We start from the raw sequence: 11,618 nt of genomic DNA, 5'->3' as shown, positions 1-11,618 counted from the left end.
TGCATCGTCTGACCTTGGGTTTTCTTAGAACTACCGGAGAGTGTCTAGAGACCTCATCCACCGAGAGCGCCACTATGGAATTTCGTTACCTCGGTAACGGGCAGTACTTCCCACCTATTACACCAAACGGTCGGGTTTACGCTGTACCTCTTGGGCAGGAAACCCAGGTAGAAATTTTCTGCCTGGCCCCAGTAGGCATCATGGGCGCGGGCATCCAATTACACTGGTCAGAAATCGTTGGTTGTTACTACGACGACGAATCATGGGAGATCATCCCGCGCAACTACTCGAGACGAGGGATGCGCTTCCGCAGAGGCCTATCCTGCATCATGGTGATCGCAGGCAACGAGGCTCTCACGACCCACATCCAGGGCTACCCCATCCCCATCTGCGTAATGAACCGCATTGCATTCGAACAGCAGCGAGGCAGAGAGGGGTAGCGCGTTACCGTCACCACCCGCTGCGCGACACAGGTACCTGCTGGAACGGCACCTACCAATGTTTATTTTATGAAAGTGAAGCCTTTCACTACTAATACAGATCAAAGCTGGCCGGCTGACTTGGTCTTAAGCGTCACTGCTAATAGCAAATACGGCCTCCGCCCCCGCCTGCATGGGCCTGCTGGCTGACAGCGAGTAGATTTAGCGCCCTACACTGCTTATAGCCCGAACCCGTCGCCTTCCCTGATCAAGCGCAGCAATATATCTCGCCGGAGTTCACTGCTGATAAGAGAAAGCCCCGCCAGACCAAGCTGCACGGGGCTTTCGGGATTTACAATCGGGTCAAATCTGTTCGGCACTGCTTATAGGTACTCAGCCGCTACTCTGCCGAATAGAGGACGCCATGATTAAGCGCTTGGTATCTAGACAGCTTCTTCTCATAAGCGACCAACGTCCGACGTAGCTGACGATTCTCGCTCGCAACGCGGCGAATCTCTGCAAGCTGCTCCTCAACTTGCAGAACGAGGTGACGGTATGGATATTCAACAAACTCAAACGAGGAAGTCGGATATTTATGTTTGCCATTTCCCTTGGCAATAGTCAGGGGCGCGAATTTGTTTTTTTGTCCTTGCAGCGGCACCAGTTTGCACCAGTAGATCGAATACGCATTCGGACTTGTCTGCTTGATTGACACGGCAGCCACAACAGATTTGACCCCGGTCTTCTTGTACAGCTTCATGGACGCATCCACATAGTTGGCTACCAGGCGTCTCGCTTCCACCAACAGCTGCTCGTATTGCTGATCCAGTAGGGCGACAATTTTTGTTGACTCATTCATGACTATTGGCTCTTCAGGCTGAGAGCCCCATCATGGTTATTTCAAACATGTCAAAAGCTTGATTTTAGACGCTTTTATCGTCGGAAATTACCCACATCAAATATTTTAGAAAAGCAGTAGCACTGGTACACGGTAAAAAATAAATGACAGACGAAGACATCGTCGTCATTTGACGTCCGCCTGTTACCTCGTTTGCGAGATCAATGAAAGACAAGGTGTCACATCGTCATTTAACGTCCATGTGTTGTCACAACAACCGAAAATCACCTCACAAACACAGGGCCAAAACCTGGTGTTCGCCGCAGCATGTTCAAGAAAAGCGCCCCAAGGATCAGGGCTTATCTGCAGTCACTTGCGAGGGCTAGCTCTGAAGTTGGCGCAACTCTGCTGCAGCGCTGAATCGAAACGGATGTCATGCGCGCCGATGCTCGTACAACTGCCCCGCGCACTTTGCAGCTGCCTTGACTCAGCGGTTTTTGACTGCGGCCTGAGGCCGGCCTCGCCGTGCCAAACTGTATGATTTGCTGGGCACGAAACTAGCGGGCTTAGTCCACCCCCAGCGCCTTGAAAACAGCTTCCACGGGCTCACCATAGAAGCTGGTTTGGAACTTGGTAAACAGCTCTGCCGGAATGGTCGGAATGTCCATGGCGCTGCTCATTGGTAGGCAAACGCGCTTACCGCCAGCGTCGAAGGCTACCTGTAGGCACTCCGCTATGCTTTCCACCGGAGTGATGCTGCCGCCCAGGCTCATATCGCCGAGTACCACCATCTGCCCTTGTGCGGGACGACCCATCAGGCCGGAGGCAAAGGCCACCAGGCTGGCGAGAGCCATGTGTGTCAGCGGGCCGGTGTTCTGCAGTTCAACCACATGCAGATGGAAGTCGTGCTCCAGTACCTTGGCCGAAGCGCTAATTCGCGAGGCGTTGGCTTTGAAGTAGTCGAAGGCGATCTTCACCTGCTCCTTGGCCTGAGTTGAATTCCAGAGGCCAGAGGTGACCAGCTTGCCACTGCCCTTGGTGACCTGTAGCTCGATCCGGTACAAGCCTGGCATGCCCTTGCTGCTCAAGCCGATGGTATGGATGAAGCCGGGCTTGCCGGGGCCTTCGGGGATTAAGCCGCCGCCGCCTTGCTCCTTTACGGTGACAAAGTGCTCTTCGAGGCTCTCATTGTCGATGTAGCTGAAGTGCACATCGTAGAACTCCATACCTCCGATCTTCTTCAGCTGTTCCTTCACCCTACGGCGTACCTGTAGGGCGTACTCCAGGCACTGGCGCACATCTTCTTTGCTGAAAACATCATGCGGATAAAGCAACTTGAGCAAGCCAGACACTGTTTTGCGCACCGCGATCACATCACGCTGGTTGAGGTTGTTGCCCAGCTTGAAGTGTTTGTCGATGGCATCGGCAAAGCTGCGCTTGCGCATTTCGCGGAAAAACTCGGCCAGATAGTCGACGATCAGGCCGTATTTGTTTGTGAAGAACTCCGGACGCATCTTTGGAATTTCCCAGCCAGGGATATAGGCGTGGAAACGGTCGAAGAAGGCTGAGTCGATCATTTGCTCCGGGAAAGGAGCTAGCAGATGGCTGGTTTTCACCAGTGACTCAACGCTCTGGTTGATATTGCCGACGAAGACCATCGAAGCTGAGGCTTCCATCTGCTCACGGCCGCGACCGAAGGAGCCCGAGGCCATGTAATCCTTCATGATCTGTACGCCATCGTTATCCTTGAAGTTGATTCCCGCGACTTCGTCGAATGCGACGACATCCCAGAGACCAACCAAGCCGATGCGCCGGCTGCTCATGTTGTAGAACAGGTTGGCTACTGTGGTCTGGCCACCTGATACCAGCATGCTGTTGGGTGAGCACTCCTTGTAGATATGACTCTTGCCTGTACCTCGTGGCCCCAGTTCGCAGACGTTGTAGTTGTTCTCGACAAAGGGAACCATGCGCGCAAGAAGGTGCCACTGAACTGACTCATCCAGGGTCGAAGGTTCCATGCCGATTGAACGGATCAACGTCTCGCGCCACTGCAGGGTGGTCAGCGCCGAGCGACCGGTGAACAGCTCCTGCATGTTCATGTTAGGCATCTGAATGGGTTTCAGCAGAGTTACACCGAAGGGCGATCCTGACTGACCCTCCTCGTGGTAATAACTCAGGGTCGCGATAACCCAGATGCCGCCGACCAGAAGTTTTTCGTACTCTTTGACGATGCCAGCGGAGATTTCGGCGTCCTTGATGCCCAAGTTGCTGAAGGATGCCTCGTAGCGGTCTTTTCTTTCATTAAGGCGTACGGTTACACGGTCGATGACCTTGTAGGTGCCGCGCTCACGTACCAGCGATTTAACCTTCTCGGCTTCATCAGGGCGGACATAGTTTTCAGCCAGCACCGTTTTGACGTTCTTCAAACCCTGCGCGATGACTTCTGCATCATCCGAGGCACAGTACATGCCCAGCAGGTACTCAAGCACGTAGACGGGTACATTTGCCCCTTCCTTGATGAGCTTGGTCAGATCCTTGCGTACAACACGCCCGGCAAAGTGCTCGTTCAGCAGATGATCGAGGTCTTTATTGAGTTCGATGTCCATGCGTGCCTGCTCTTAAAGGAAATCATCAGTGAAGGCCAGGTCTATCGTGACCCGGTAGCGCTCCAACTCGGTATTCAGATCCTTGTCGCGGATGACCAGGAAATAATCTCTCTTGCGATCAAAGTCACTGCCTGCCAGCGATAGTCGTACCTGTTTCAAGCGGTCATTCATGGAGTCAGTCGTGCAGTCGAAAGTGACCACTTCTTCACTGGAAATCATCTGTCCGCCTTCGAAAATAGCAACCGCTACCGTCACCGGGAGTACCTGCTCCCTGACCGCTTCAGTCTGCATCAGGTCGAAGCGCTGAATGCTGTTAACCATCTTGAGAACGGACTTGGGCGAAATCACCCCTACTTTACGGCGCGTGCGCTTTCCGGCTTTCTCACCTCGCAGCTGATTGACTGTCAGCACTGGTACAACGATCTCCTGAGGCATCGCACCGCCATGAACGAAACGCGCGCCGCCGACGAAATGAAAGCGATTGGCTCCCTTAGGTATCCAGAAGCGTGTATCCGATTCGGTGCCCGCCGTCTGCTTTGTTGACCCCTGCCAGGCATCCTTGGCCTCTGGCAGCGTATGGCCAAGGACATAACGCTTTTTACTCTTGAAAGCGCTATCTGGCTTGTCGACCAGCGCAGTGCGGTTAGCCGCCTCCAGCTTGCTTTGCTGGAAGAGAAAACCGTGGTCTGCAGTGACGACCACCGTGCTGGTGTTGAAGTGCATGAGAATCTTGCGGGTCAGCTCGGTCAGCTCTTCGATGGCCACTTCCACATGCTGGAAGGTATCTGACTCTGACGGACCACCGCTGTCACTGCGGTCGTCGATCACATTGTGGTAGACGTAAACCAACTGTTTATCCTTGAGCCTTTCGCGACCTTCGTCGCGCGACCAGGCCTTAACCTCATCAGCTGTTACGGCGATACCCTGGTACTGAGCGAGGATCTTGTCTCGCTGTACGGTGCCGGCGGTGGACTGGCCATCGACAAAAACTGTATCGGCGGCACTCTCTCGGTATTCAAGTTTCTGGTGTGGGAGGAGGGAGGCCATACCCAGGGTCGTATAGCTGGGTAGAACGCCCAATTGGCTGGACAGGGTTGCCTCGCTGTAGCGTTTTTCATTGATGCGCTCGCGTAGCTCGACTGCGGCCTCGTAGCGGAAAGCATCACTGATGATCACGACTACACGCTTACTTCGGTGCTTCTCGAACTGCGGTTGTACCCAACGCTCGTAGAAATTCTGCTGGCTGGGCACACCGGCAATATTCCAATGTGCCAGGCGTTGTTCGGCTTCTACGCAGTCACCCCAGTTGCGGCCTAATTGATCCAGGTACCAGTAGGCGTAGCAGTGCTCAACGGCTTCATCGAGCTTTTTCAACAGTTCCACACGAGCACGTTGCGACGCCGCCACATAGCGTCTATATGCGCTATCAAAGCGGTACAACTCACCCTCGTAAGCCTTGTAGAGAGCCTCCGTGCCGGCGTAATGAAAGCCGGCACCAAACTGCAGGCGTAGACCGAATAACTCGATGGCTGCGGCAAGGGCACTGTAGAGCAGTCGATACTTACGACGTATATCGTCGTCCTTGTGTCGGGATGCCCAGTAGTTGTCCAGGCGCTCGCCGATGATTCGAGAAAACACCTGAAGGTCGCTTGGAGCGGCGCTAGGGATAGCTTGGGTCAGATCGATAATGATCTGACGCTCGACTGCCTCGAAGGTGGCGATATTGGCCAGGGTTTCCAGCGAGAACTCGCCAAGCTTGTCGGAGATGCGCAATGCCTCTCCCACCCAGGAAGATACAACGTCATAGCTTTTGTAAAATCGAGAGCTGTCTCGCCAGCGCGATAGCAGGGCGCGAGATGTGGCCCGGGCGCTGGCTGACGGGATTGCGATTGCAGAAGCCCAGTCAGGGATCTCAGAAATGCTTTCACAGAAGCCGGTTGCCAAAAGGCGAATCAGAAAATGCCCAAAGCTGAATGGCTTCTCACCACTTATTTCTTCAGCACTGGCCGGGTAACCCACCTCGTCACGTAGTGCCTGCAGTAACGCTGGCATCAGCTCATGCTGATACAACTCGTCGATAACTCCTGGATTGCTCTCAAGACCGAGATCATCCCGAACGACCTGATCCGCCAACGTGCAAAGCAAGGTGGTGATATCGCACGCCGCAGACCCCAGAAGCACCGCAATCATGGCCTGGTCCAACTCTTCGGCAGTCGCATTTGATTGGATAAGGCGCTTGAGCGCAGAAACCCGCGCGGTACTTTTGAGGAAGCTTTCTCTACGAGATAGATGCTCACGCAGGCTCACTTGCTGCAAACCCAACTCGTTAAAAATCATCGACACCCGGTCTGCATAAAAGCTACGTGAGAACAGTTTTATATCAAGCAGCCAGTCATCTTCCGCGTCAGGCTCGGCACAGGGGAAATAGAGCAGGTATTTACCCTGGGTATCTGCAAGCTCCAGCTGCAACTTAGTGCCAAAGGTCGACTTGCCCTGCATGTTCAGCACCTGCACATCAGGCAAGTCGAGCTCGTTCAGTGCATCGGCAAAGTTTTGCTCGGGGTCATACCAGAAGACGATTCGATGGTTTTCAGCGAAAAAAGCCTGGTGCAGGCCTTGGGTCAGCTGCTTTGAGTCCATCCAGGAATTCCTTGGGCGCGCGAATAAAGATTCCCCATAGGGGCTGGCAGCAGTTTACCGGAAGAGTTGCATAGCATGGCCGGTGCGAATGCGTGATCAGCGACCCAATCCTTTGCCCTCCAGCAATGGGCGATAACCGGTAGCGGTTAGCAATGCCCAAAACACATTGCTGGGGGTAGGCAAAACCGCCAAATTATTCATTGCATTTCCTTGCGATGTAGCCCGTTCTACCTGCCGGGGAAGTCGGCATTTGCACAGAGCTTTGGTGGGTTTTTGGTATCGCTTGGGTTTATCTGAGCCTTTGCAATCTTGAATCGCATAGTCCAATCCCTACCAGGAGATGTTATGCGTCACTCGACTGTTGCCTGTCATTGTTGCGGAAAAATCATGGTGCCACGTACGACTTATAGTCGAAGTTTGTTAGGGTACTCGCCCACCAGCAGTCATTGCCCGTTCTGTCTGAGTGATAACTGGCACGGTGGCAATCCAAGCTTTCATGAGCGAGTTTTCTGGCTCATAGGGTTCGGCCTGGGAGTCCTTGCATGCGTCATGGTGGGGGCGCTGCTGTTCAAGCTGCAATGGCTGGCCGGTATCGAAGGCATATATCCATGGCTAACACTACTGACCAATGCTGTTGCGATCTGGGCGGGCTATCGCTTCTATGCTTGGTTTATTGACGAGGATAGCTGATCGGAACAGTCGTGGACTCCAGTTCGGTACCGGTTTCCCCCGGACCTTTCCAGCCCGGTTACCCCTGAGTGGGGATAAAATCCTGGATAAGTGTGGCCCTCAGTCGCTAGCAATCAGAGATCAATGCGATCGCGGTTGATGCGACGCAGGCGCAGTGAGTGTGACCGCTCTTCCGCTGCAGCAAGCCGCCAGGCCTGTTCCGTAGTATGTGCACACAGACAGAGCCTAGCTGGACGTCAAGTTGAAAGGGGGTTATGGACATGTCGCGGTAACTGCCTTCCAGCTATATTTATTTTTGACCTTGTCGAATGACATGACTGCCATTCCTGCCACTTGAGCATCAGGCTGAATACCAGATATCAGTGCTGCCGGAAGAAAGATCTCTCTGTTTACAAATCCGAAGCCTTTTTCACTAACTGTCAGCGGGCCACTGAAGGCGCGGATGTCGTCGCAGCTGAATTCCTGAACGATTTCTGCGGCAATAACCTCCTTTTCCTCTGCGTCCATATCGCAGAGAACCTTCACGAAGGTTCCCAGTGGTGGTATTTGCCGTCCCGGGAAAACGGCCTTGCGCGCAGAGATGACAAGATCTCTCGCGATGTAAATGTTCGCCCCTTTGTTGGAAGCGTGCACGGACTGCAGTACGCCCTGGAAGTAGCCCGGCCTGGAGATGGTATAGAGGCTGGCGTTCTCCGCGAGCCTCTTCACCACGGCATCAAAATCACTGATATCAATCGCAGCGTCAAACCATGAGTAGGATGTCAGCTTTACGATATTGTCCTTGGGCGTCCAACTGTTCTGACTATAGATTGCCACCAGTTTGACTAGGGCTTTTGAGGCGTTCTCGTAAGCCCCTGTTTCCGCGAGGCGCTCGGCAAGTTCGACCAGCCCCGGAATGCTGAACTTTGGATCATGGGCATAGGTCAGGCCGGAGGCGATCAGGCAGATCGCCTTTTCCGGCTCGGCCGCGTAGGTCTTGGCCAGGCCGAACCAAGCCCACGGCTCTCGACGCTTCTTTTTCAGCACGGCCAGGTAGGAGTCTCTGGCGCGGGAGAATTCACCTACTGTGAAATATATTCGTGCCTTGTCCCACTCAAGCCACACTTTGCGCTCTGACGAATCCTCCGTATGGGCCTCTGCATACTTCAGAAACCCAGTGACTCGATTTGCAGGCAGTAGGCTGCTAGCACCATTTACGAGAAAGCCGGCGGCGACCATACGGGCCAGCTTCATGACCACGCTGGGGGACTCACCTTTCTCCGAAACGAATGGCTGGTGATCACCTGGCGTAAAAAGCTTGCTGCCACTGTGCAAGATAAATGTGCAGAGTGGCTCGCAGAACTTCCCAGTTTCGCCAAACAGATTCCATAGCCTGAAATCGATGTTTTCACTGGGAAGCGCTAGCTGAAGAGTGGCGATGCGTGAGGCCCACAGGTCGATCTTCGCCTGCTCGTGAGGTAAAGGAGCCTTGTTTTCACGGGATTTGATGGGCTCGAGCAAAGGTTTGAGCGCTGCGTAATTCACCCAGAACAGTGAGGTTTTCAGGAACTCATTGTTGGGCTCAACTTCCAGGACTTTAAAGCCGGCCTGCCAGGCACCTTCCAAGTCATGGCGTGATTTATGTTCTCGAATTTCATCAAAAACACTCATGCCGAGAACACCAAAGCCTCTTCCAGACGATTAATTACTTCCTCGGAAGATGCTTTCAGAATACGCACCGAGCTGATCATCCCTTCCTTGTCGCAATCTACCTGAGTCTCGACGGCTTCATCGTCAATGGCCAGCGTCAGTTGCAGTCGATAGTTCGACTCCTTGGCCTCCACCAGGCTAAAGCCCAGCGTGCTGATCTGCTCCTTAAAGGCTTCGAGTGCTTGCGCCAGGGTTTCACTCTGCGGCCTGAATGGCTGGCACAACAGAGTGCTGATTGCATCCTGCTCAGGCTGGCTGCCATCGGCAAAAACCAGATTGCTGACGGCAAACTTCTTGTCGTAATGCAACCTAAGCCGCACGCTGGCCATCGATTGCCGGTCGGTAAGCCCCATAACGACCTGGTAGCTATGCTCGCTCCAGTCCGCAATGCTCCAGTTGGAGTCTGAAAGCCGCTCATGCAATGTCAGGAAGAGAGGAAGTAGCGCCATGTTGGAGAACCCTGACGGGGTGCTCAGCAAGGCTTCCTGCTCCGTAGGCTGCCTGGTTGTGTCGTAGAACAGGCCCTGCCTAAGTGGAAGGGGGGCTATTTTCAAGTCATGGGCGCGGCTTATACAGGCGTTACTCAGCGGAGTGAGAGCAGGCATCTGACGAATGACGCATTGCTCATCTGCCAGCACGGTTGCTGTGTACAACCAACGGAAATAGTCAGCGTTATTGGCCGTTGTACTCGAGGCACTGCGCGCCGCGTTGACCCAGACACTGGGCCAGCGTCTGCCCTGAGCACGATGCAGCGTCATCGCATGTGCAGGGCGAATGAGTGCGGCGGATAGATAGCCTTGACTCTGCAGGATCTGATATTCGAGCCGGTCGTACTCGGTTCTTGCCTCCTTGTAGTCCGTACTTTGCTTATCCGGAAGCCTGGCTTTCAGCGGCTGCAGTAATGGTCTGGCCAGCTGCCGGGCCAATACCTGCAATGCCAGGTATTGCTCGCTGGCCAGCTCCGGACGATCGGCCTCGAAGTAGTCCACCAGATAGCGGAAGCCTACTTCACCCAAGCCAGGTAGACGGCAACTGGCGCACTGGAAGCACAAGCGGATGGCTTCCTTACGGCCACGCAGCTCGACAAAGTGGGTTTCAACAGTATCGTCAACCGAATCGACCAGCGCAATCTCGCCGGAGCTAACCCAGCGCAGCGCCTCAAGGCTCAAAGATCCCTCAGTCGATGCAAGGATGGGTGTGCGGTTGTAGAAGTCGATTCGGTCACCAGCAGCCAGTCGTGTTGGGCTGGCGTGCCCCAGAACCCTGCTTTTTACCGCCGCATTGAGCTTGCTGTTCTGCTCATGGGTGGCGCAGATCAGAATGGACTCGGCTCGGACATTGCTGACATCTGGCGTCCAGCTCCTGGAATTTCCGGCATCGAGAATTTCAAGGCGCTTACCCGAGAGGTGTGGCAGCCTGTTAAAGCAGTTCTTGTTCAGGCTGTCGGCTAGGTGCGCCTGCATGTGTTTGAGTGCATCGTCTTCATCCATGACGATCTGCTCGGTCAGCGCGCAGTGATCAACTGCCAGTCCCAACTTCTCCAGCATGGTGCCACTGACTAGGCTGCGTTGCAGGGAGCCTCTGGGCATCTGATATGGGTCACCGATGATCACAAAGGGCGTCTTGGTTTTGGCGATGACTGAAAGAAAATCATGCAGCAGTCGGCCAGACCCATAGCGCCTGTCACCGACCTCAAACTCTTCATCGCTCAACAGATGAGCATCCACCAGAACCGGAATCCTACCCTCTAAAAACAGCTCGTCCCTGATCTCGTGAATGCCGATCTGGCGGTCGTCCTGCTTCTCGAAGCGCTTGGGCTGATGGGTATACAACCAACTATAGATAGAGGTCGGCTGCGCCAGAGGATGCTGGTAAGTCGAGGAGATCCGCACACTAGGCGTCAGCAGCAACAGTTCCCGTCCGGCTTCATCGATTGCCTCCACCAGACGAGGAAACAGGAAGCGCTTTCCGGTCGAAGCCATGCCTGTGACGCGAAATACCCCAGTGCCGTTCTGCAGCCAGCTGCGAAAGTCATGCAGTGCCTCGTCTTGCCGAGTGGTCAATCGGCAGACGGCATTTTCACGTATTGGCGGATGTCCCAGCTCTCTAGTTGTGGGTATGCCGGAAGGTACAAAAACCTCAAGCCCAAGTTTGCCGACGATATCTTCAATATTTTCGGGCGAGAGCCTGATTTCCCTGCTGACAATAGCGTCAAGATCCCTGACGACGGATCGCGTATCGCTGATATGGAACCAGGGCTTGATAGACCCCGGCAGCTGTTGCCGATCGAACTCGACCTTACCCTGAAAGGCTACCAGTGCGGCCGTGTGCCGCCAGTTGCATACCGGGTTCAGCTCCGCCAGGTTGCGGCTCAGGAAGTCGAGCATGGCACTTTTGTTGAGGCGTAGCTGGCGCAGCGGATTGATACTCGCGCCACCCTTAACCGTCACGCTGTCGCCCGTTTCGGCGCTACTGATCAGCCATGGACCTTCTTCGGAAAAATGCAGGGCTCCGCTGAATTCTTTGAAGTCGATGATGATCAGCGCGTTGGGCTTGATCACCATCGCATCCAGTTCGCGGCTGCCCACAAAGAAGTTACCGAGCAGGTACCAGTCCTGCTCAGTGGCTATGCAATGCTGTTGCAGCGCGTCAAACAGGTCGTTGAAGGCCCGGTTCTCGTGGGTATGGTCGAAAGGCCTGCCACGGAATGCTTTTAATGCCACCGTTGATACTCCC

At 54.4% G+C, this 11,618-nt stretch carries 6 protein-coding genes; 1 reads left to right on the top strand and 5 read right to left on the bottom strand.

The window, feature by feature from the left end; genetic code table 11:
• Positions 1-819 precede the first annotated feature (819 nt).
• The 3 genes from mobI to pglZ all read right to left on the bottom strand — a co-directional run bounded on the left by mobI (position 820) and on the right by pglZ (position 6,503).
• Complete coding sequence (gene mobI, locus B195_RS19590; RefSeq protein ID WP_003439507.1) at positions 820-1,278, bottom strand: conjugative transfer protein MobI(A/C); 459 nt, start codon at positions 1,276-1,278, stop codon at positions 820-822.
• Positions 1,279-1,823: 545 nt separating this feature from the next.
• A complete protein-coding gene (gene brxL, locus B195_RS19585) occupies positions 1,824-3,863 on the bottom strand; it encodes a protease Lon-related BREX system protein BrxL (protein ID WP_003439508.1) in 2,040 nt (679 codons plus the stop codon).
• A 12-nt stretch (positions 3,864-3,875) separates the two neighbouring features.
• Positions 3,876-6,503 (bottom strand): BREX-1 system phosphatase PglZ type A, encoded by a 2,628-nt coding sequence (gene pglZ / locus B195_RS19580; protein ID WP_003439510.1) that lies wholly within the window; start codon positions 6,501-6,503, stop codon positions 3,876-3,878.
• 345 nt (positions 6,504-6,848) lie between these two features.
• Here pglZ and B195_RS22895 point away from each other — a divergent pair, with 345 nt between their 5' ends.
• Complete coding sequence (locus B195_RS22895; protein WP_148666183.1) at positions 6,849-7,193, top strand: hypothetical protein; 345 nt, start codon at positions 6,849-6,851, stop codon at positions 7,191-7,193.
• A gap of 252 nt (positions 7,194-7,445) precedes the next feature.
• Here B195_RS22895 and B195_RS19575 read toward each other — a convergent pair whose 3' ends face one another.
• Entirely contained in the window at positions 7,446-8,843 is a 1,398-nt protein-coding gene (locus B195_RS19575) for a lipopolysaccharide assembly protein LapB (RefSeq protein WP_003439515.1), read from the bottom strand.
• A complete protein-coding gene (locus tag B195_RS19570; RefSeq protein ID WP_003439519.1) occupies positions 8,840-11,605 on the bottom strand; it encodes an NERD domain-containing protein in 2,766 nt (921 codons plus the stop codon). Before B195_RS19570 ends, B195_RS19575 begins: the two co-directional genes overlap by 4 nt.
• Positions 11,606-11,618: the final 13 nt, after the last annotated feature.

Origin of the sequence: Pseudomonas sp. Lz4W (assembly GCF_000346225.2) — a bacterium.
Lineage (GTDB): Bacteria > Pseudomonadota > Gammaproteobacteria > Pseudomonadales > Pseudomonadaceae > Aquipseudomonas > Aquipseudomonas paraversuta.
The sequence above is the reverse complement of the archived record's forward strand: the minus strand, read 5'-3'. Positions and strand labels throughout refer to the sequence as shown.

Coding starts and splice junctions, on each gene's coding strand:
- B195_RS22895 (WP_148666183.1), top strand. CDS start 6,849: ATGCGTCACTCGACTGTTGCCTGTCATTGTTGCGGAAAAATCATGGTG.
- mobI (WP_003439507.1), bottom strand. CDS start 1,278: ATGAATGAGTCAACAAAAATTGTCGCCCTACTGGATCAGCAATACGAG.
- B195_RS19575 (WP_003439515.1), bottom strand. CDS start 8,843: ATGAGTGTTTTTGATGAAATTCGAGAACATAAATCACGCCATGACTTG.
- brxL (WP_003439508.1), bottom strand. CDS start 3,863: ATGGACATCGAACTCAATAAAGACCTCGATCATCTGCTGAACGAGCAC.
- pglZ (WP_003439510.1), bottom strand. CDS start 6,503: ATGGACTCAAAGCAGCTGACCCAAGGCCTGCACCAGGCTTTTTTCGCT.